The 22,381-nt window shown below is 59.1% G+C and carries 15 protein-coding genes; 14 read left to right on the top strand and 1 reads right to left on the bottom strand.

Translation table 11 applies throughout. The annotated features are described in order from the left end of the window. The first annotated feature begins 135 nt into the window (after nt 1-135). Nucleotides 136-1,170: a hypothetical protein gene (locus AC1Q6D_RS22295; protein ID WP_256590141.1), complete on the top strand. Its 1,035-nt coding sequence runs from the start codon at nt 136-138 to the stop codon at nt 1,168-1,170. Between the two features lie 90 nt (nt 1,171-1,260). After that, the gene (locus AC1Q6D_RS22290; RefSeq protein ID WP_103403329.1) at nt 1,261-6,009 is read left to right on the top strand and encodes an RHS repeat-associated core domain-containing protein; all 4,749 of its coding nucleotides are present in this window, start codon (nt 1,261-1,263) and stop codon (nt 6,007-6,009) included. Nucleotides 6,010-6,022: 13 nt separating this feature from the next. Here the strand turns inward: AC1Q6D_RS22290 and queG are convergent, their stop codons facing one another. Next, complete coding sequence (gene queG / locus AC1Q6D_RS22285; protein ID WP_103403328.1) at nt 6,023-7,093, bottom strand: tRNA epoxyqueuosine(34) reductase QueG; 1,071 nt, start codon at nt 7,091-7,093, stop codon at nt 6,023-6,025. 63 nt (nt 7,094-7,156) lie between these two features. Between queG and AC1Q6D_RS22280 the strand changes: the two genes are divergently transcribed. The 12 genes from AC1Q6D_RS22280 to AC1Q6D_RS22225 all read left to right on the top strand — a co-directional run bounded on the left by AC1Q6D_RS22280 (nt 7,157) and on the right by AC1Q6D_RS22225 (nt 22,154). Continuing rightward, the gene (locus tag AC1Q6D_RS22280) at nt 7,157-8,656 is read left to right on the top strand and encodes an NAD(P)H-hydrate dehydratase (protein WP_103403327.1); all 1,500 of its coding nucleotides are present in this window, start codon (nt 7,157-7,159) and stop codon (nt 8,654-8,656) included. Further along, nucleotides 8,644-9,114: a tRNA (adenosine(37)-N6)-threonylcarbamoyltransferase complex ATPase subunit type 1 TsaE gene (tsaE, locus tag AC1Q6D_RS22275; protein ID WP_047536712.1), complete on the top strand. Its 471-nt coding sequence runs from the start codon at nt 8,644-8,646 to the stop codon at nt 9,112-9,114. The genes AC1Q6D_RS22280 and tsaE overlap by 13 nt, the downstream gene beginning before the upstream one ends. Continuing rightward, a complete protein-coding gene (locus tag AC1Q6D_RS22270; RefSeq protein ID WP_103403326.1) occupies nt 9,115-10,545 on the top strand; it encodes an N-acetylmuramoyl-L-alanine amidase in 1,431 nt (476 codons plus the stop codon). It abuts the gene before it with no gap. Nucleotides 10,546-10,553: 8 nt separating this feature from the next. Then, on the top strand, nt 10,554-12,452 hold the full coding sequence (gene mutL, locus AC1Q6D_RS22265; RefSeq protein WP_178083103.1) for a DNA mismatch repair endonuclease MutL: 1,899 nt from the start codon (nt 10,554-10,556) through the stop codon (nt 12,450-12,452). After that, on the top strand, nt 12,452-13,423 hold the full coding sequence (miaA, locus tag AC1Q6D_RS22260; RefSeq protein WP_103403324.1) for a tRNA (adenosine(37)-N6)-dimethylallyltransferase MiaA: 972 nt from the start codon (nt 12,452-12,454) through the stop codon (nt 13,421-13,423). Before mutL ends, miaA begins: the two co-directional genes overlap by 1 nt. A gap of 94 nt (nt 13,424-13,517) precedes the next feature. After that, nucleotides 13,518-13,778, top strand: a complete 261-nt coding sequence (hfq, locus tag AC1Q6D_RS22255) for an RNA chaperone Hfq (RefSeq protein ID WP_007902656.1) — start codon at nt 13,518-13,520, stop codon at nt 13,776-13,778. A gap of 12 nt (nt 13,779-13,790) precedes the next feature. Then, nucleotides 13,791-15,092, top strand: a complete 1,302-nt coding sequence (hflX, locus tag AC1Q6D_RS22250; protein ID WP_046819838.1) for a ribosome rescue GTPase HflX — start codon at nt 13,791-13,793, stop codon at nt 15,090-15,092. Nucleotides 15,093-15,188: 96 nt separating this feature from the next. Continuing rightward, on the top strand, nt 15,189-16,361 hold the full coding sequence (hflK, locus tag AC1Q6D_RS22245) for an FtsH protease activity modulator HflK (RefSeq protein ID WP_103403323.1): 1,173 nt from the start codon (nt 15,189-15,191) through the stop codon (nt 16,359-16,361). After that, nucleotides 16,361-17,230: a protease modulator HflC gene (gene hflC / locus AC1Q6D_RS22240; protein ID WP_090465431.1), complete on the top strand. Its 870-nt coding sequence runs from the start codon at nt 16,361-16,363 to the stop codon at nt 17,228-17,230. The genes hflK and hflC overlap by 1 nt, the downstream gene beginning before the upstream one ends. Before the next feature lie 304 nt (nt 17,231-17,534). Then, nucleotides 17,535-18,722, top strand: a complete 1,188-nt coding sequence (locus tag AC1Q6D_RS22235) for an ATP phosphoribosyltransferase regulatory subunit (protein WP_103403322.1) — start codon at nt 17,535-17,537, stop codon at nt 18,720-18,722. A gap of 54 nt (nt 18,723-18,776) precedes the next feature. Beyond that, nucleotides 18,777-20,069 carry an adenylosuccinate synthase gene (locus AC1Q6D_RS22230; protein ID WP_047536735.1) on the top strand — a complete coding sequence of 431 codons (1,293 nt, stop codon included), beginning with the start codon at nt 18,777-18,779 and terminating at the stop codon, nt 20,067-20,069. A 150-nt stretch (nt 20,070-20,219) separates the two neighbouring features. Continuing rightward, nucleotides 20,220-22,154 (top strand): methyl-accepting chemotaxis protein, encoded by a 1,935-nt coding sequence (locus tag AC1Q6D_RS22225; RefSeq protein ID WP_103403321.1) that lies wholly within the window; start codon nt 20,220-20,222, stop codon nt 22,152-22,154. Nucleotides 22,155-22,381 lie beyond the last annotated feature (227 nt).

Raw genomic sequence — 22,381 nt, 5'->3', positions numbered from 1 at the left:
TCGCGATCTATCTTTCTTGTTATTTGTTTTTGGTAAACGCGTGTAGTCAGGCAGTTGGTGAAGTTGCCAGTTGTTGGGTGCAGCATCCAAATGCAGCCAAAAGGTTGCTACTAAAAAATGGCAAGGAATATGGATATGAGTGACTCGAAGGAACTGGGTGTCGAAGTGGGTTCTGTTGAAAATGCGTTGCAAGCGCAGGCATCCGTGCAGATCGATAAAGTAACCCGGCTTGAAGTCAGATTCGAAGCGCCTGGCGTTGAGTCGAAACGGTTATATGCCAATGGCAGAATGCAAGTGAAGGTATGGGTCTTTGTAGAAGCCCAGGATGCAGATGGCAATGCTGTTTCGCTGCCATATTTTCCTGACCTGGTTTCGGCAAGGCTGATTGAATATCACACTGGCAAGCCCTTGCAGCAGGATGTCTATACCGGCAGACCGTTGCAGGGCTGGAACTCCAGCCATGTCGAGAACAAGTATTCCCACGAGGTGCCGGGATGGGGGCTGTCGTCCTTGGTCAGCGATCGTCTTTCCGCATTTCGACAGGCACCCCTGGTGTTTTGGGTGTCGTCCTCTGTGGTCGGACAGACACAGGTCGCGGTAGAGGTGACGGTGCAAGGGAAAGTTTACAGAACTAACAATACAACTAACCCAGGTGGCACAAAAATAAACAATAGTGTCGTTCTTCATGCAGAGAAAAAGGCGACTTATGCCGTTGAGCAGTTTCGCTGGGAGTCGGAGCCGCTCAAGGTTGGTGATGCATTTAACACTTTTAGCTTATACCATCTGGGGCTCTATCTTGGTTCGAGACAGGTCGAGCTGTTCTCTTGGGAAAGTGCCAGGTACAACCCGGATAACAGATACCCAATAGAGTTTTGTCGGGTGCGCCCGAATAGTCTCGCGTGGGCGATCAAGTATTTCACTGGTGTTTTACCTTCTGCTACTCAGAAAAGTGTTCGAGTCAATTTGCCCGGCGGGCAATACGATATTGAAGTGCATAAGCGTTCTGGGGAGCTCTCGTTGGTTAATGGTTTTTCGTCAAGGCTTGGCGGTAATTTTCAGACTCGAAATGAGGTGTTTCCGTTTACCGTTATTGATGAATATGGCAATGATCATGCCCTGTCGGTCGAAATAGACGAGCGTAATCTAAAGTTTAATCTGCGCAGGGGTTGATACTCGCTTGGCGCCTGAATTTTTTCGGAAGTTTGGCGCCAGTCTCGTCTCTATGAAAGAGACTGGGATTCATGCTGATGGGAACGTCAAATGACTACAAGTAATTCAAGAAGTATTTATTCGAATGCTTTTAATTTTCATGATTTTATTTCCGGGGGGGTCGACCCACGTACGGGAATTTATACCTGCTCCATAACGATGGGTGAAATCAAGTCCGGTGGGTTAAATGGCCCCTCCTTGCCGATCAACCTGTATTTCAATCCGCTCAACGGCGCTGATATCGGTTTGGGGGTGGGATGGTCGCTGGCATTGACCCGCTATGACTCGGCGGCGCAGACGCTGACGCTGTCCAGCGGCGAAAGTTATAAGGCCAGGACATTGGCCACACGCTTGGCCTTCGATGAACTGAAGCTGGAAACCATCAAGGCCAGTCGTCCCGCACCCAATCGCTACGACATTGTGCATAAGAGCGGCCTGCGTGAAGAACTCGAAGTCTACGGTGCGAGTGACATAGCGGTTCCAAAGCGGATTGTCGCGCCAAATGGCGGCAGCATCACGCTCGATTACACCGCTATAAACGATCAGCCAATACTCAGGAAAGTGAGGGACGATCAGCGTATTTTGCTGAGTGTTTCGCGCACGCCCGGTGCAGTTAGCCTTGTTCAATACCCCGACACCCCCTGTGAGGCGCGCTTTGTTCTGTCGCTCGTCAATGACCGGGTTGTATCCATTGATTTGCCGACCGGTGATGCGTGGATCCTGACGTACGAGGATATCGAAGGTCGAAGTTATCTGAAGCAAGTCGACTCGCCGCTGGGTGCACGCGAGTTCATTGGTTATCAGCAGCAGGGGCATCGGTTTCCGCGCGGAGCTCCCCTGCGATCCATTCCCTATGTCAACTCGCATACGGTGTTCCCTCGGCATAATCAGCCGGCGATAACCACCAATTACGAGTTTTCCGACAACAATTTTCTGGGCTTCGACGCCGAGGGCATCAAGTGGACGGAGGGAGGAGATAACCTTTATCAGGCCTCAGAGGACTATTCCTATACTTCGACCGAGCGCTTGATGCTGGATGGGAAGGTTCATCGCTCTACTGTCCGTACCTACAACAAATATCATCTGCAGGTCTCGGAGGTGGCGAATTGCAAGAAGGTGGCTACCTCGCAACTGATTGAGTATCACCTTGATCCGCGCAGAGATTTTTCAGAGCAACCAGCACAGTTCAGGTTGCCAAGAGTTCAGACCCTGCGTTACCACGACCGCGAGACGAACAGATCGCGGGACGAGGTTCTGCGTACCGAATTCGATGTTTTTGGCAACTTGCTCAAACAGGTCGAACCGAGTGGCGTGACCACGGTTTGTGAGTTCTACCCGGCGGCGGGCGCCGATGGTTGTCCGGCGGACCCCTTGGGTTTCGTGCGGTTCGAGAAACAGCGGACAGTTTTTCCGGCACCTGGATTCGCTGCGGCCGAGACCACCACCACGCGTTATCGTTATCAGCTACAGCGTGGGGTGAACGGCGCATCAGTGCAGAACATCGTCCGCGTGCACGAGCAATTTCTTGAACGGGTACAAGGCAGCGAGACGCTCTGCTCTCAAACTGACCTGGTTTACATCGATCGCCCCACCGATCCCCTGGTTCACGGTCTGCTGGAAAAGCAAACCATCACCTGTAATGGCCAATCGACCCAATCTGAATTCCAGTACAGCCATGGTGGCACGACCCGCACGCTGCAAACCACGCTGATAGGATTTGATGGCACCCGCAAAACGGTCACCACCGCCTATTCGGCCCTCAATGGGGTGAAATTATCCGAGCGCAACGAGGATGAAGGGACAGTTGTCTTCGAGTACGACGCTCTTGGCCGAGTGGTGACGGAGACCGTGGCGCCTGACACCGCGTATACCGCCAGGCGCCGCAATATCTATCAGCCTGCGGTTGGCAATAGCACGCCGGCGACGATTGTCAGCACTGACGTAAACGGCCAGCAGCAGCGCGTCACTTTTGATGGTCTGGGGCGTACGATTCGTATCGAGGAGCAAGACAGCGACCACCAGGCCGATGGGCCGCTACGCCGGGTTTACTCGGCGCAATACGACGCGGCGGGCCAGCTCATCGAAGAAACCGGCACTGACTGGTTGCAGGGCGCTCCCCTGGCGATAAAAACCGCCTTCATCCTTGATGAGTGGGGGCAGGTAAAAACCACGCTCCATGGTGACGGTCGAAAAGAGCACGTGGAATTCGATCCAGTGACCCTTCGCAAAGAGCAGTGGCAAGAAGGCATGGGCAAGACCGTCACGCTCTACCAGGGTTTCGGCAAACCCGAAAGTGTCGAGGTGTTCGACCTGAAGGGAAGGAGTCTGGGCAAGACCCTTCACGAATATGATGGCCTGGGAAGGGCTGTCAGTCGAACCGATCCGGTGGGGAATACAACGCGTTATCAGTACGACGTATTCAATCGACTCCGGCGCAGTGTATTGCCCGATGGCCATGCCGTGGAAACCGAGTATGCACTCCATAGTCCCGGACAAATGCCCGTCGAGGTCAAAGTCGCGGGCCGTAGTCTGGGCCAGCAGGCCTTTGATGGGCTCGGACGGTTGATCCAGAGCAACGTCGGCGGTCGAGTGACCAGGGCGGGGTTCGAATCGGGCTTCAGCAAGCCCGCCTGGGAGCAGGCGCCAGGTGGTGAAAGGATCGAATACCAGTACGAACGCAACCTGGGCGGGCAAGTGATTCAACGCAGTGCCAATGGATTAGTGGCCAGGTATGCCTACCATCCGACGCTCGGCCTGCCGACGATGTGTACGGAACAAGGACGCGAGACCCGTTTCGAGTATTACCCTTCCGGGCGACTCAAGCGTGAGCTGTCCATCGTGGGAGAAAAGCAGGAGAAGGCCCTCTATAGCTATTCCTTGGGGGGGCGTCCCCTCACGTGCACCGATGTGCTCGGTCACCGACACACGACGGATTACGATGAATGGGGGCGTCCCAAATCGTTTGAACAACATGCACTCAAAGCCTCATTTGCCTACAACGCGCTGGGCCAATTGACTGAGGTCGACGCCCAAGACATGAAGGGGGAAAGTTCGCTGGTCACCCGACTGGCTTACGATGATCTGGGGCGCGAAATCTCACGCCGTTTCGAGGCCAGCGGATCAGGCAGCCAAACCCTGACTTCAAGTTACACACCGACCAGCAAGTTGGCGCAACGCACATTGAAAAGCGGCGATGACGTCATACGCGACGAGCGCTTCACGTACGACTCGCGCGGCCGCCTGAGCCAGTACAGCAGCCGTGGCACGCACCGACCGCGCGACCCATATGGCAAAGAGATCATCAAGCAAACCTACGTGTTTGATGCGATGGACAACATCGTCTCCCTGGAAACCGAATTTCCCGGTGGTAAAAACCTGGCTTCCTTCGATTACAGTGCCAGCGATCCTACTCAATTGATCGGCATCCGGCACAGCCACAAGGATTATCCGGCGCCGGTCGTGCTGGAGTATGACGCCAACGGTCAGTTGATCAGGGACGAACAGGCCCGCAGGCTGATTTACGATGCGCTAGGGCGCCTGACTCAAGTGGCCAGCGCCGTCGGGGACGTGGTGCGCGGCTATCACTACGACGCGCAGGATCGGTTGGTCGAACTGTCGCAGCCGGTCGGCCCGCCGACCCAGCGATATTACCGCGAAGGCCGCGTGCTGAACCAAGTGTGCGGCCCCGACAAGAGGACCTGCTTGCGCAACGCCGACATTTTATTGGGGCAGAACCGGCAAGGGCAGGACGCCGGCACCAGATTGTTGGGTGCCGACCAGCAGCAGAGTGTGTTGAGCGAAGTCGCTGGGTCACGGCGCCAGGATTTTGCCTACAGCCCATATGGACATCGTCCGGCAGAGGGCGGCCTGTTCAGCGTGCTGGGTTTCAGTGGCGAAGCGCTCGATCCTTCGACAGGCTTGTACTTGCTGGGCAATGGCTACCGAGCCTATAGCCCTGCGCTGATGCGCTTTGTCAGCCCGGACAGCATGAGCCCGTTCGGCGCCGGCGGATTGAACCCCTACGCCTACTGCGGCGGCGACCCCATCAATCGGGTGGACCCGACAGGGCATTTCTGGAAAGCCTTGTTGGGGATAGCGTTGTCCGTTGTCGGCTTTGCCCTGAGTGTCGTGACAATGGGCGCAGCCACGCCACTGGCGGTTATTGGCCTGACGCTGGCGGCAGCTTCTACAACGTTGGGGATTGCCGGCATCATTGTCGACGAGGTGGCGCCGCAGTCAGGGATCGGAGAGATTTTGGGCTGGGCCAGCCTGGCCACTGGTGTGCTGTCGGCAGGGGCCGGCTTGGGCGCCTTGGGCAAAAGTGCCACTCAATTGGGGGGTAAATTGGCTAATGCCTTCAAGCCCGGGTTGAGTGGAAAACCCGCGGATGCAGCGAGAGCCATGGCCAGGGGGATGGGACAGGGAACTTCAAGGTCGGCTCGGGCCGCGACAGCCGGCATGGATGACGCTTTCAGAGGGAACGGTCCCTGGAAAATCAAGCTGGCCAAGCCCGACAAGATCATCAAGCAACTGGGCAGATCCCAACAGGGCGAGTACGACAAGTTCAAGAACGCCATTTATCACGGGGGAGTCGACCCTTCCGAGGCCGCGCGAAGCATGGATAACCCTTTTCCAAAAATGCTGCAAAGCGTCTCAAAGGCTGGTCGAGACGCCCAAGGCAACGCAACCAACAAAGTAAACATGTGGGAGGTGCGGATCGGAGGGAAAGATCGTGTCACGTATCTGGTGGATGATACTGATCGGTTAGTCACCATTCTGGAAGTGGGAGGGCATACCTGACCCGGCACTCCGGCTAAGCCTGTCGGGCCGAGTGTTGACGCAGTGCCCACTCCACATGCTCTCTGACCAGTTCCGACGGGTATTCCCGACGCGCCTTCAACGCTTCCAGCACCGGAATCGTTGAAGGCGCATTGCCCAAGCCTACCGCCAGGTTACGCAACCAGTTTTCATAACCCGTGCGGCGCAATGGCGAGCCTTCGGTGCTGTTGAGGAATTTATCCTCGTCCCACATAAACAGGTCGGCCAGCTCGGCGTTGTCCAGATTGTGCCTGGGCTTGAAGTCGCTTTCGCCGGTCGGTCGGGCGAAACGGTTCCACGGACAGACGATCTGGCAGTCATCGCAACCGAACACACGGTTGCCAATCAGTGGGCGCAAGTCTTCGGGAATGGCGCCCTTGAGCTCGATGGTCAGGTAGGAAATGCAGCGCCGGGCGTCCAGCACATAGGGGCCGACGAAGGCGTTGGTTGGACAAATATCGAGGCAGGCACTGCATCGGCCACAGTGCTCGGTGGCGTGGGGCGGGTCCACCGGCAACGGCAAATCGACAAACAGCTCGGCCAGGAAGAAATAACTGCCGGCCTTGCGATTCAAAACCAGCGTGTTCTTGCCGATCCAGCCCAGGCCGGCCTGTTCGGCGATGGCTTTTTCCAGAACAGGCGCACTGTCGACAAAGGCGCGATAGCCGAACGGGCCGATTTCAGCTTGAATCTTTTCCGCCAGTTGTTGCACGCGCTTACGGATCAATTTGTGGTAATCGCGGCCCAAGGCATAACGTGAGACGTAGGCTTTTTCCGGCTGGGCGAGCATTTGCGCCATTTGCGTGTCGCCCGCCAGGTAGTCCATGCGCAGGGAAACGACTCTCAATGTGCCCGGCACCAGTTCTTCCGGGTGCGAGCGTTTGCTGCCGTGGGCGCCCATGTAGTCCATTTCGCCGTGGTAGCCGGCGTCGAGCCAGCGCTCCAGGTGCTGCTCATGCTCGCCCAGGTCGAGACCGCTGATGCCGACTTGCTGAAAGCCCAGCTCGCGGCCCCAGTCCTTGATGGATTGGGCGAGAGTGGGCAGGTCTGGAGTAATAGCGGGCATGAGGCGAGAGAAACCGGAGCTGAGGTGCGTATAATTCTGCCAGACATCGGAGCCTGAAGACGCATGCCGCACACTAAAGATGATTTACCCGACGCGCTGTACAGCGCCGCACAGGTCCGGGGACTTGATGCGAGCCTGATCGCGGCCGGAACAAAGGGCTTCGAATTGATGCAGCGTGCGGCTCGGGCAACCTGGCGAGCGCTGGTTCGTCAGTGGCCATCGGCGAACGAATTGAGCGTGTTGGCAGGGCAAGGCAACAATGCCGGTGATGGCTATCTAGTGGCGGTGCTGGCCCGGCGCGCCGGATGGATGGTACGGGTGTTGGCGGTGGGCGATCCGCAACGGTTACAAGGTGATGCGGGCCTGGCCCATGCCGAGGCAATGTCTGAAAAGGTCTCTATTGAAGCGTGGAACGCGCAGTCCGAATTGCGCGGTGTCGTGCTCGACGCCTTGCTCGGCACGGGTCTGAGCGGCGACGTGCGCGAGCCGTATGCCAGTGCCATTGCTGCGATCAATGCCAGCGGTCTGCCGGTGGCGGCGGTGGATATCCCTTCCGGTCTGAGCGCCGATACCGGGCGCATCCTCGGTCACGCGGTCCGGGCGGACCTGACCGTGACGTTCATCGGTTTGAAAGTGGGTTTGTTCACCGGTGACGCGGCGGATGTGGTGGGCGAACTGGTGTTCAACGACTTGCACGCCGATCCGCAGTTGCTTGAGGGCGCGCCGGTCAGTGCGCGTCGTCTGAATGCCGGCAACCTGCCACGCCTGGCTGCGCGTCCGCCTGCTTCTCATAAAGGCAAATTCGGCCATGTGCTGCTGATGGGCGGCGATCGCGGTTTCGGTGGTGCGATCCTGCTGAGTGCGCAAAGTGCGCTGCGCAGCGGTGCCGGCATGGTGTCGGTGGCCACTCGCAGTGAACACGTGCCTGCCGCATTGGCCAGGATCCCCGAGGCGATGGTGGTGGGCGCTTCGTCAGCCAATCAACTGATGGGATTGCTTCAAAAGGTTTCCGTGTTGGTGGTTGGCCCAGGCTTGGGCCAGGCGGCTTGGGGGCGCAGTCTATTGTCGGCTGCCGCCAACGCGCCGGTACCGCAAGTCTGGGATGCCGACGCGCTGAACATGCTGGCCGAGGAACGGGTGAGGTTGCCCAGGGATTGTGTGATTACCCCGCATCCGGGCGAAGCGGCTCGCTTGTTAGGCATCAGCACGGCGCAAGTTCAGGCGGATCGGCCCGGTGCGGCCCATGCGCTGAGCAAAAAATATACAGCGGTCGTGGTGCTCAAAGGCGCCGGCAGTTTGATCGCCAGTCCGGACGGGCGGCTGGCCGTGTGTCACCAGGGTCATCCGGCGATGGCTACCGCCGGGTTGGGTGATGTGCTGGCGGGTTTGGTCGGCGCGTTGCTGGCCCAAGGCATGGAGGCATTCGACGCCGCGTGCCTGGCGGTCTGGCTGCATGCCAATGCCGGTGAGCAACAAGGTAAATTCGGCCGTGGGCTGGCGGCCAGTGATCTGATTCCAGCCATTCGTCAGTTGTTGGAGGAGCAAGCACCGTGTCTGAAGTAACCCTGTACCTGGCTGATGAAGCGGCGATGACTGAATTGGGTACACGCATCGCCCAAACCACGAAAGGGCACGGTCTGATCTTTCTCGAGGGAGATCTGGGGGCGGGGAAAACCACGCTGTCCCGGGGCATCATCCGTGGCCTGGGGCATGTCGGGGCGGTAAAAAGTCCGACGTTCACTTTGGTTGAACCCTACGAGATCGGCGATATTCGTGCCTTTCATTTCGATCTGTATCGCCTGGTCGATCCGGAAGAGTTGGAGTTCCTCGGCATCCGCGACTATTTCGAAGATGACGCGCTGTGCCTGATCGAATGGCCTGACAAGGGTGCAGGCTTTTTGCCAAAGCCCGACCTGACCATTACCATTAGCCCGCATGACAGCGGGCGTTCGCTGAAAATTTTGCCCCAAGGCTCGCGTGGCGAGTCCTGGTGTGCCGCTTTGGCATTGGAATCCAAATAAATGATGGGGTTAGGTATGCGCTTTCGCGCGTTGGTTGCTGCCGTTGGGGTGTTGTTTTTGGCGGTAACCGTCGACGCTGTGGCCGACACGAAGGTCAACAGTGTTCGCCTGTGGCGGGCGCCGGACAACACGCGACTGGTGTTTGATCTGACGGGGCCGGTGCAGCACAGTGTCTTTACCCTGACATCCCCGGATCGCCTGGTCATCGATATCAATGGCGCGACCCTGGGATCGCCGTTGAACGTCAACACCTCGAATACCCCGATCACCGCCATGCGCTCGGCCCAGCGCACGCCGACCGACCTGCGGGTGGTCATCGACCTGAAAAAGGCTGTCACCCCGAAAAGTTTCTCCCTGGCACCGAACGCGCAGTATGGCAACCGGTTGGTGGTCGATCTGTTCGACAATCCGTCCGACGCCGCGCCACCTCCAGCGCCGACGCCTTCGGTCGCGACCGTGCCGGCAGTGCCGGTGACTCCTGCGGAACCTGCAATCAAGCTGCCGCCAGCGCCGGCCGGCAAGCGCGACATCATTGTCGTGATCGACGCCGGCCACGGCGGCGAAGACCCGGGTGCTTCGGGCTCTCGCGGTCAGCGCGAAAAAGACGTAGTGCTGGCCATCGCCCGCGAACTGCAGCGCCAGGTGAGCGGCATGAAAGGCTTCCGTGCCGAACTGACCCGCACCGGCGACTACTTCATTCCCTTGCGCGGCCGTACCGAAATCGCCCGCAAGAAGGGCGCCGACCTGTTCGTTTCGATCCACGCCGATGCCGCGCCTTCAGCTGCCGCATTCGGGGCCTCGGTGTTCGCCCTGTCTGATCGCGGCGCCACGTCGGAGACTGCGCGCTGGTTGGCCGACAGTGAAAACCGTTCCGACCTGATTGGCGGTGCCGGCAACGTCAGCCTCGACGACAAGGACCGCATGCTCGCAGGCGTGTTGCTCGACTTGTCGATGACGGCGTCGCTGACCTCCAGCCTGAACGTCGGTCAGAAAGTCCTGACCAACATCGGCCGGGTCACGCCGTTGCACAAACAGCGGGTGGAGCAGGCCGGGTTCATGGTGCTGAAGTCGCCGGATATTCCATCGATCCTGGTGGAAACCGGGTTCATCTCCAACGCCAATGAAGCATCGAAACTCGCGGCGTCGAGCCATCAGCAGGCGTTGGCGCGCTCTATCAGCAGTGGCGTGCGTCAGTTCTTCCAGCAAAACCCGCCACCTGGCACCTACATCGCCTGGTTGCGTGACTCGGGCAAAATCGCCCAGGGCCCGCGTGACCACCGGGTTAGCCCCGGCGAGACGCTGGCGATGATCGCGGTGCGTTACCAGGTGTCGCCGGCCACGCTGCGCAGTGCCAATAACCTGTCGAGCGACGAACTCAAGATTGGTCAGCACTTGACCATTCCCGGCACTGAACTGGCGGCCAAAGAATGAATCAGGTGCTGACCAACGCTGCCCGCATCGAGCTGCTCAGCCCGCGACTGGCGAACCAGATCGCCGCCGGTGAGGTGGTTGAGCGCCCGGCGTCGGTGATCAAGGAGTTGCTGGAAAACAGCCTCGACTCCGGCGCCAAACGCATCGATGTCGATGTGGAGCTGGGCGGCGTCAAACTTCTGCGGGTGCGTGATGATGGCAGCGGCATTTCCGCCGATGACCTGCCGCTGGCGCTGGCCCGTCATGCCACCAGCAAGATCCGTAATCTGGAAGACCTTGAGCAGGTCATGAGCCTGGGCTTCCGTGGTGAAGCCCTGGCGTCGATCAGTTCCGTGGCGCGTTTGACCCTGACGTCGCGCACTCGCGATGCCGATCAGGCCTGGCAGGTGGAAACCGAAGGCCGTGACATGGCGCCCCGCGTGCAGCCAGCCGCCCATCCGGTGGGGACCTCGGTGGAGGTCCGCGACCTGTTTTTCAACACACCGGCGCGGCGCAAGTTCCTCAAGACCGAAAAAACCGAATTCGATCACCTACAGGAAGTGATCAAGCGTCTGGCCCTGGCGCGTTTCGACGTGGCGTTCCATTTGCGCCACAACGGCAAGACCATTCTCAGCCTGCACGAGGCCCATGATGATGCGGCCCGCGCCCGGCGAGTGGCCGCGATCTGCGGTCCGGGCTTCCTGGAACAGGCACTGCCGATTGAAATCGAGCGCAACGGTCTGCATCTGTGGGGCTGGGTCGGGTTGCCGACCTTCAACCGTAGCCAGGCGGATTTGCAGTATTTTTTCGTCAATGGCCGTGCGGTACGCGACAAACTGGTGGCTCACGCGGTGCGCCAGGCTTATCGCGACGTGCTGTTCAATGGCCGGCATCCGACCTTTGTTCTGTTCTTCGAAGTCGATCCGGCGGGCGTCGACGTCAACGTGCACCCGACCAAACACGAAGTACGCTTCCGTGACGGGCGCATGGTCCACGATTTCCTCTACGGTACGTTGCACCGTGCCCTGGGTGATGTGCGACCGGAAGATCAACTGGCTGCACCGGTGGCGACGGCCATTGTCCGTCCTACCGGGCTTGAGGCCGGCGAGTTCGGTCCGCAGGGCGAAATGCGCCTGGCTGCCAATGCGTTGCTGGAGCAGCCTCAAGCGCAACCGTCGTTCAATACGCCGGCCGGCTCGGGATCTGGTTCGGGTTATCAGTATCAATACACCCCGCGACCTCAGTCCGCGGTTCCCGCTGCTGAGGCCCAGGCTGCCTATCGTGAATTCTTCGCGCCGTTGCCGGAGGCCAATGCTGTAGCGCTGCCGGCCGGTCAGGACGATATCCCGCCGCTGGGTTACGCGCTGGCGCAGCTCAAAGGCATCTACATCCTTTCGGAAAACGCCCAGGGCCTGGTGCTGGTGGACATGCACGCCGCTCACGAGCGGATCATGTACGAGCGCCTGAAAGTCGCCATGGCCAGCGAAGGCTTGAGCGGGCAGCCGCTGCTGGTGCCGGAGTCCCTGGCGGTCAGCCAGCGCGAGGCCGATTGCGCCGAAGAGCACGTTGCCTGGTTCCAGCGCCTGGGCTTCGAACTGCAGCGGCTTGGCCCGGAAACACTGGCCATCCGGCAGATTCCGGCCTTGCTCAAGCAGGCTGAAGCCAATCGACTGGTCGGCGACGTGTTGGCCGACCTGATGGAGTACGGCACCAGTGACCGGATTCAGGCGCACCTGAACGAATTGCTTGGGACCATGGCCTGTCACGGCGCCATCCGGGCGAACCGGCGTCTGGCCCTGGCGGAAATGAACGGTCTGCTGCGCGATATGGAAAACACCGAGCGCAGCGGTCAATGCAACCATGGCCGACCGACCTGGACCCAGTTGGGCCTGGACGATCTGGACAAACTGTTCTTGCGCGGTCGTTGATGAGCCAGCTCCCACCTGCGATTTTCCTGATGGGCCCGACCGCCGCCGGCAAGACCGACCTGGCCATCGAACTCACCAAAGTCCTGCCTTGCGAACTGATCAGTGTCGATTCGGCACTGGTTTACCGTGGCATGGACATCGGTACTGCGAAGCCGTCGAAAGAACTTCTGGCGCAATATCCCCACCGTTTGATCGATATTCTCGACCCCGCCGAGAGCTATTCCGCCGCGGATTTTCGCCGGGACGCCCTCGAGGCCATGGCCGATATCACCGCACGCGGAAAAATTCCGCTGCTGGTCGGCGGCACAATGCTCTACTACAAGGCCTTGCTCGAAGGACTGGCGGACATGCCAGCCGCCGATCCAGAGGTTCGCGCGCAGATCGAAGAAGAAGCTGCACGCCTTGGCTGGCAAGCCTTGCACGAACAACTGGCAGTCATTGATCCGGTTTCGGCGGCGCGGATTCATCCGAACGATCCGCAGCGACTCAGTCGAGCGCTGGAAGTTTATCGCGTCAGCGGTCGAAGCATGACCGAGCTGCGTTTGCAACAATCTGCGCAAAGTACTGACGCAGCCGCTTCGGGACGGCAACAATTGCCCTATACTGTCGCGAACTTGGCCATTGCTCCGGCAAATCGTCAGGTATTGCACGAGCGAATTAAACAAAGATTCACTTTAATGTTGGAACAGGGATTCATAGACGAGGTCGTAGCCCTGCGTAAGCGAAGTGACCTGCATGCCGGGTTGCCGTCTATACGTGCGGTAGGTTATCGACAAGTCTGGGACTACCTGGATGGCAAGCTGACGTCAGCCGAGATGCAGGAGCGTGGAATCATCGCCACGCGCCAATTGGCAAAGCGCCAGTTCACCTGGCTGCGCAGTTGGGCTGATTTACATTGGCTGGACAGCCTCGATTGCGACAATCTGCCGCGCGCCTTGAAATACTTGGGGACCATCTCCATATTGAGCTGAGTCCTTGCAATTGCCGTCTATCCTTGGGGGTGTGACGGCCAAAGTCATCTGTTTACCTATTTTTTTATATTGAATCCTTAAAGGAGTGCGGCACATGTCAAAAGGGCATTCGCTACAAGACCCTTACTTGAATACTTTACGTAAAGAAAAAGTTGGGGTCTCCATCTACCTGGTCAACGGTATCAAGCTGCAAGGCACGATCGAGTCTTTTGACCAGTTCGTCATCCTGCTGAAAAACACCGTCAGCCAGATGGTCTACAAACATGCTATCTCTACAGTAGTGCCGGTTCGTCCAATTCGTCTGCCTAGCGCAACCGAATCCGAAGCAGGTGATGCTGAGCCAGGTAACGCCTGATAGGAGTCTCCTTTGTTCTTTGAGCGCCACGGTGGTGGTGAGCGAGTCATCCTCGTTCACTTGGATGGACAGGACCCTGAGGCGCGCGAAGACCCGCAGGAGTTTCAGGAGTTGGCTAATTCGGCCGGCGCCGAGACCGTTGCGTTTTTTAACGTGCCGCGTCATCGGCCAACCGCCAAATTCCTGATTGGCAGCGGCAAGGTCGAGGAACTGCGCGATCTGGTCAAAGCCGAAGAGGCCGATCTGGTGATTTTCAATCACGTCCTCACGCCCAGTCAGGAACGCAACCTCGAACGTGTTTTCGAGTGTCGCGTGATCGACCGTACCGGTCTGATTCTCGATATTTTCGCCCAACGCGCCCGTACCCATGAAGGCAAGCTCCAGGTAGAACTGGCCCAGCTTGACCACATGAGCACCCGGCTGGTTCGTGGCTGGACTCACCTTGAACGCCAGGGTGGCGGTATCGGCATGCGTGGCCCGGGTGAAACCCAACTGGAAACCGACCGCCGTTTGCTGCGGGTTCGGTTGCGACAGATCAAGGGCAGGCTGGAGAAAGTGCGCAGCCAGCGCGAACAGTCGCGGCGTGGTCGTTCGCGTGCGGATATCCCTACCGTGTCGCTGGTGGGGTATACCAACGCCGGTAAGTCCACGCTGTTCAATAACGTGACGAAATCCGACGTCTACGCGGCTGACCAATTGTTTGCCACGCTGGACCCGACCCTGCGTCGTCTGGATCTGGACGATCTTGGGCCGATTGTCCTGGCGGACACTGTGGGTTTCATTCGCCACTTGCCCCACAAGCTGGTCGAGGCATTTCGGTCTACCCTCGAAGAGTCGAGCAACTCCGACCTGTTGTTGCACGTGATCGATGCGGCCGAACCCGATCGCATGTTGCAGATCGAGCAGGTGATGGTGGTGCTGGGCGAGATTGGTGCCCAGGACTTGCCGATCCTCGAGGTCTATAACAAACTCGATTTGCTTGAAGGCGTTGAGCCACAAATCCAGCGCGACGAAAACGGCAAGCCCCAGCGGGTCTGGCTGTCGGCGCGTGATGGGACTGGTCTGGAATTGCTTGAGCAAGCCATTGCCGAATTGCTTGGCAGTGATTTGTTTATCGGTACCCTGCGCTTGCCGCAACGATTCGCTCGACTGCGTGCGCAGTTTTTCGAACTCGGCGCTGTGCAAAAAGAAGAACACGACGAAGAAGGCATCAGTTTGCTGGCCGTTCGTTTGCCCCGGGTCGAGTTGAATCGACTGGTAAGCCGCGAAGGATTGCAGCCGATGGAATTCATCGAGCAACACACTTTGCAATAAAAGCCTGAGAAAGCGGTTGTGCCGTGGTGACAGGCATTCTGTAGCATTGGTCGGCGCGCCGTGGGTGCGTCTTTGCTTTATCAGATGGAGAGCGCTATGGCTTGGAATGAGCCGGGTGGCAACTCGAATAATCAGGATCCTTGGGGTGGCAAGCGTCGCAATAATGGCGACCGCAAGGGACCACCGGATCTCGACGAGGCCTTCCGAAAGCTGCAGGAAAGCCTGAACGGGTTGTTCGGTGGTGGTAAGAAACGTGGTGATGACGGCAGTGGTCCGGGCAAGAGTGGCGGCTTTGGCGGCCTGCTCGGTATCGGCTTGGTCGTGCTGGCGGCCATGTGGCTGTACAGCGCGGTCTATGTCGTGGACGAGCAGGAGCAGGCTGTCGTGCTGCGCTTCGGCAAGTACTACGAAACCGTCGGCCCGGGCCTGAATATCTATTTCCCGCCGATCGACAAGAAGTACATGGAAAACGTCACGCGTGAGCGTGCGTACACCAAGCAGGGTCAAATGCTGACCGAAGACGAAAACATCGTCGAAGTGCCGCTGACCGTGCAGTACAAGATCAGCAACCTGCAGGATTTCGTGCTGAGCGTCGATCAGCCGGAAATCAGTCTGCAGCACGCGACCGACAGCGCCTTGCGCCATGTGGTGGGTTCCACCGCCATGGACCAGGTGCTGACTGAAGGTCGTGAATTGATGGCCAGCGAAATCAAGGAACGTCTGCAACGCTTCATGGACACCTATCGCACCGGTATCACCGTCACTCAGGTCAACGTACAGAGCGCAGCGGCACCGCGCGAAGTCCAGGAAGCCTTCGATGACGTGATCCGGGCCCGTGAAGACGAGCAGCGTTCGCGCAACCAGGCTGAAACCTATGCCAACGGCGTCGTGCCGGAAGCTCGTGGTCAGGCCCAGCGCATTCTCGAAGACGCCAATGGCTACCGTGACGAAACCGTCTCGCGCGCCAAGGGTGAGGCTGATCGCTTCACCAAACTCGTTGCCGAGTACCGCAAGGCTCCTGAAGTGACCCGTCAGCGTCTGTACCTGGACACCATGCAGGAAGTCTTCAGCAACACCAGCAAGGTGCTCGTGACCGGCAACAAGAATGGTCAGAGCAATCTGCTGTACTTGCCGCTGGATAAAATGGTCGAAAGTGGTCGCAACACCAGCACTCCGGTGACCGGTGCGGCCGCCGCCAGCAATGAAGCGAATGCGCGTGCGGCAGCTGATCTGCAGCAACAGCAAGCACGTACCAGGGAGAGTCGCTGATGAGCAATAAATCGCTGATCGCCCTTATTGTCGGCGTCGTCGTGGCGATCGCTGCCTGGAACTGCTTCTACATCGTGGCTCAGACCGAGCGTGCGGTGTTGCTGCAGTTCGGTCGCGTGGTTCAGGCCGATGTACAGCCTGGCCTGCATGTGAAAGTGCCCTACGTTAACCAGGTGCGTAAATTTGACGCACGCCTGATGACGCTGGATGCACCGACACAACGCTTCCTGACGCTGGAAAAGAAAGCCGTGATGGTCGATGCCTACGCCAAGTGGCGGGTGAAGGACGCAGAGCGTTTCTACACCGCGACGTCCGGTCTCAAGCAAATTGCCGACGAGCGTCTGTCCCGTCGTCTGGAGTCTGGTCTGCGTGACCAGTTCGGTAAGCGTACCTTGCACGAAGTGGTGTCGGGTGAGCGTGATGCGCTGATGGCGGATATCACGGCTTCGCTGAACAAGATGGCTGAAAAAGAGCTGGGCATTGAAGTTGTCGATGTTCGGGTCAAGACCATCGATCTGCCGAAGGAAGTGAACCGCAGCGTGTTCGAGCGTATGAGCACCGAGCGTGAGCGTGAAGCTCGCGAGCACCGCGCCAAGGGTAACGAGCTGGCTGAAGGCATCCGTGCCGACGCCGATCGTCAACGCCGCGTGTTGCTGGCTGAAGCCTATCGTGAATCTGAAGAGATTCGCGGTGACGGTGATGCCCAGGCCGCTTCGATCTATTCCAAGGCCTATGGTCAGGATCAGGAGTTCTACGCGTTCTACCGTAGCCTGCGCGCCTACCGTGAAAGCTTTGCGAATAAATCCGACGTCATGGTCCTCGACCCAAGCAGTGACTTCTTCCACTACCTGGAAAAAGCCAAGCCTTGATACGGCGTTGACCCGAATCATTCCGCCGGGCGGCTAACGCCTCTGGCGGGGTGATCCTTTGGCAAAACGTGTGTATGATGCGGCAGCCGGGAAATTCCCGGCTTTTTTGCGTCTGCACGTTTGATTGCTGTTTTTGGTGCACGCGTACGAGTCGAAAGGCTCGACAGGTTTTTCGAGGAAAGTGGTTGGCGAAGCCGGTTGAAGGCTTTTCGCTCCGTTGTTCATGCGCGGAACAATCATTTTCTGCTTCACTCAAGGCTCGGCCGAGGGCTGGCTGGCCGCCCGGATATAGGGGAATGGCGTAATGGCAACGGTAGACCGCTGGCTGCTGCCAGATGGCATCGAAGAAGTACTGCCACCGGAAGCGGCGCGCATTGAAGTTGCGCGTCGCCAGGTGTTGGATCTGTTCCAGAGCTGGGGTTACGAGTTTGTCGTGACTCCCCATATCGAGTACCTGGAATCCCTGCTGACCGGCGCGGGCCAGGACCTGGATTTGCGTACCTTCAAGGTCATCGACCCGCAGTCGGGCCGGCAGATGGGTTTCCGCGCGGACATCACGCCGCAGGTGGCGCGTATCGATGCGCACACCCTGCGTCGCGAAGGCCCGAGTCGTCTGTGCTATGCCGGCAGCGTGCTGCATGCTCAGCCACGCGCCTTGTCGTCCTCGCGCAGCCCGATCCAGCTGGGCGCCGAGTTGTACGGCGATGGCAGCCCCGGCAGCGATGTCGAAGTCATCAGCCTGATGCTGGCGATGCTGCAACTGGCCGATGTGCCGGACGTGCACATGGACCTCGGTCATGTCGGCATCTATCGCGGCCTGGCTCGCGCCGCCGGTTTGTCCGGTGAAGTCGAACAGCAGTTGTTCGATGCATTGCAACGCAAGGCCATCGACGAGGTCATTACCTTGACCGAAGGTTTGCCTGCCGATTTGTCGGGCATGCTGCGGGCGTTGGTCGACCTGTGCGGCGGTCGCGAAGTACTGGCCGCTGCGCGTGAGCGTCTGGCGGGGGCTCCGGCCCCGGTTCTGGCGGCGCTGAATGATTTGCTGGCGATTGCCGAGCGTTTGTCCTCGCGTTTCCCGGATTTGCCGCTGTACTTCGACCTGGGCGAATTGCGTGGCTATCACTACCACACGGGTGTGGTGTTCGCCGTGTTCGTGCCGGGTGTTGGCCAGTCCATTGCCCAGGGCGGTCGTTACGACGACATCGGCGCCGATTTCGGTCGCGCCCGTCCGGCAACCGGCTTCTCCACTGATTTGAAAACCCTGGTGACCCTGGGGCGTGCTGAAATCGAGCTACCGTCTGGCGGTATCTGGATGCCTGACAGTACGGATGCGGCACTCTGGCAGCAGGTTTGCCAGTTGCGCAGTGAGGGTCAGCGTGTCGTTCAGGCCTTGCCTGGACAACCTTTGGCCGCCGCCCGTGAAGCGGACTGCGACCGGCAATTGATTCAGCAGAACGGGCTTTGGCAAGTATCGCCACTGGCTTCTTGAGTTTTCCTGCCGGCCACCGCCGGCACCAAGTTTGCGCGAATGAGGACAAGTGTTATGGGTAAGAATGTCGTAGTCCTGGGCACCCAATGGGGTGATGAGGGCAAAGGCAAGATCGTTGATCTGCTGACCGAACATGCTGCCGCCGTAGTGCGCTACCAGGGTGGCCACAACGCTGGCCACACCCTGGTGATCGACGGCGAAAAAACTGTCTTGCACCTGATCCCGTCGGGCGTGCTGCGCGAAGGCGTGCAGTGCCTGATCGGCAACGGCGTGGTGGTTGCACCTGATGCTCTGATGCGGGAAATCAACAAGCTGGAAGAGAAAGGTGTGCCGGTGCGTGAGCGCCTGCGCATCAGCCCGTCCTGCCCGCTGATCCTGTCCTATCACGTCGCACTGGACCAGGCCCGTGAAAAAGCGCGTGGCGAGCTGAAGATCGGCACCACCGGTCGCGGCATCGGCCCGGCTTACGAAGACAAGGTTGCTCGTCGTGGCCTGCGCATCGGTGACCTGTTCCACCGCGAGCGTTTCGCCGCCAAGCTGGGCGAGTTGCTGGACTACCACAACTTCGTATTGGTCAATTACTACAAAGAGCCTGCAATCGACTTCCAGAAGACACTGGACGAGTGCATGGAATACGCCGAGCTGCTCAAGCCGATGATGCTGGACGTCACCGCCGAGCTGCACCAGCTGCGTCGCGCTGGCAAGGACATCATGTTCGAAGGCGCCCAGGGTTCGTTGCTGGACATCGACCACGGTACCTACCCGTACGTCACCAGTTCCAACACCACTGCTGGCGGTATCGCGACCGGTTCGGGTGTTGGTCCGATGTTCCTGGACTACATCCTCGGCATCACCAAGGCCTACACCACGCGTGTCGGTTCGGGTCCGTTCCCGACTGAGCTGTTCGACGACGTTGGCGCGTTCCTGGCCAAGCGTGGCCACGAATTCGGTGCAACCACCGGCCGTGCCCGTCGTTGCGGCTGGTTCGACGCCGTTATCCTGCGTCGCGCCATCGATGTGAACAGCATCTCGGGCCTGTGCCTGACCAAGCTGGACGTTCTGGACGGCCTGGAAACCATCAACATCTGTGTTGGCTACAAGAATCAGGACGGCGCAGTGATCGATGCACCGACCGACGCCGACAGCTACATCGGCCTGGAGCCGGTGTACGAAGAAATGCCGGGCTGGAGCGAATCGACCCTGGGTGCCAAGACCCTGGAAGAGCTGCCTCAGGCTGCACGCAACTACATCAAACGTGTCGAAGAGTTGGTCGGTGCGCCGATTGACATTATTTCGACGGGCCCGGACCGCAACGAAACCATCGTTCTGCGTCATCCGTTTGCTTGATAACACATTGATGTGAAACACAAAGGGCCCATCATCGGGCCCTTTGTCGTTTTTGCCTGCTGAACGGCATGACCTTTGCTGTGAACATTGAAAAGAGCCTCCTTTCAGGTGTGCTATCAATTTAATGGCGCCAAAGCAGAGGGATTTCTAGTGTCGGCCGTTCTCTCATTGTTACAAAGCCGTTTGTTGAGGCCTGTGTTCGTTACGCTTGGTATCGCTCTATTGGTGCAAGTGGTGGTGGCGGTCGCTCTGACACGGAGCACGGTGACCGCTTTGGAAGCCGATCTGGGCATGCGCCTGGGCGCGGACAGTCAGAAGCTCTCTGGCGAACTCGAGCAGGCGGGGCGCGAAGTCACGTCGAGCCTCGATAGCCTCTCCACCAGCACGCGTCAGCGCCTCACGGCCGGGTTGTCCTCGCGTTTGGAGGAGGAGCAGGCACAACTGCGCGAGACGTTGGAAAAGGACCTGAAGGATTCCGCCGGCGACATGGCGCAACTCCTGGCATCGGTTGCGCCGCGCGCCATGTGGGACAACGACATTCCAACCTTGTCCGAGTTCGCGCGCAGGGCCCAGCGCAATCCCAATGTACTGTTCGTGGTGTATGACGACGCCACGGGTCAGCACCTGACGCGCTACCTCAACCGGGAAAACCCGATCAACAAGGCGCTTCTGGAGAAGGGTCAGGGTGAGCGGGCGCTGGACAAAGTGCTGGATGCGGCGAAGAACGATCCTTCGGTCTTCTACATCGAAGCCTCGATCAACCCCAATGGCGTGGAAATCGGCAAGGTCTTGATGGGTGTCTCGACCGCGTCGGTTGAGACCGATCTGGCGGCGTTGGACAAACGCTTCTCCGCCTTGATCGCCAGCAGCGATCAATTGGTGGGTGACAGTCTGAAGGGGGCAGCGGCCGATAGTGCGACCGCCATGCGTTCGCGACTGCAATCGGCCCAGTCCACGGCGGCTGAAATGAAAGCCAATACCACCAGTACCGTGCAAGAAGCCGCGGCCACCCTGCGCTGGCGTATCGGTATCTGTCTGGCGGTCGTGGGCTTTGGTGTCCTGCTGTTGCTGGCGGTGGTGCTTGGGCGTCGAGTGGTCAATCGCTTGAAAATGCTGATTATCGCCATGGATGACCTGGCGGCGGGCGAGGGTGATCTAACCAAGCGCGTGCAAATCAACAGCAAGGACGAGATCGGCGACATGGCGTCGGCGGTCAATCGGTTTGTGGATAAGTTGCAGCCGATCGTGCGCGAAGCAGGCGACGTAGCCCAGCGGACTGGCGTGGAAATCGGCGCCATGACCCTGCGCAATGCCGGAGCCGATGCGGCAGCGGGTATGCAGCGCGATGAAGTGGCCGAGAGTCTGCGTGCTTTGTCGCAAATGGCAGACGAAGCCCAATCTGAAAGCCAGGCCATGCAGGCGGCTTTGAAACAGGTCGTGGATATCCGTCAGGCCACTGACGAAAACACCCGGACTTCGGCGAAAGTCGGCAGCCTGATCGAGGCGCTGGCGGGTCAAGTCGAAACCGGAGCGCAGGTGATCGAGCGACTTGCGCAACAAAGCGAGCAGATTGAGGTGGTGCTGACGGTCATTCACGGGATTGCCGAGCAGACCAACCTGCTGGCACTGAACGCGGCCATTGAAGCGGCGCGTGCGGGTGAGACCGGGCGCGGATTCGCGGTGGTGGCGGACGAAGTGCGGGCACTGGCGAGCAAGACCCAGAGTTCCACCGGCGATATTCAGGCGCACATTGTGGCGTTGCAGCAGGGTGCGCGTGAGGCGGTAGCGGCGATTGGCCAGGCTGGGCGCCAGGCCGACGAAGGATTGTTGGTGCTCAGGGACAGTGCGCGTCTTCAGCAATCTGTGCAGGCCTCGGTGGAGCAAGTGCATGCGGCGATCGGTCTGGCGACCCAGGCCGCCGCGCAACAGGCTCAGGGTGCGCAAGCGGTGCGTGGTCGGGTCGAGACCATTCATGCGCAGGCCGAGAAGGCGGCTCAGGCAGTGGTGGAAACCACGGCCAGTGGCAAGGTGCTGGACGGCTTGGCAGCGCAGTTGAAGGCGAGTCTGGGGCAGTTCAGGGCTTGATGCGTTGTCAGGGGTGATATCGTCGCGGGCAAGTTTGCTCGCGATCGGCAAGAGCGATAAAGCGTTCTGTCTGCGAGAGAGCGCCGCCTTTTAAATGCATCGCGAACAAGCTCGCTCCTACGGGGGGAGGGCGTGTTGATTTTCAAAGCCAGAAACGCAAAAACCCGCTTTCGCGGGTTTCTGTGAAATTCAAGGCCGTAACCTTGAATTTGAATTGGTGCCCAGAA

Source organism: Pseudomonas sp. MT92 (assembly GCF_058792515.1).
Note: the sequence above shows the minus strand (reverse complement) of the source record. Positions and strands in the feature narration are given on the sequence as shown.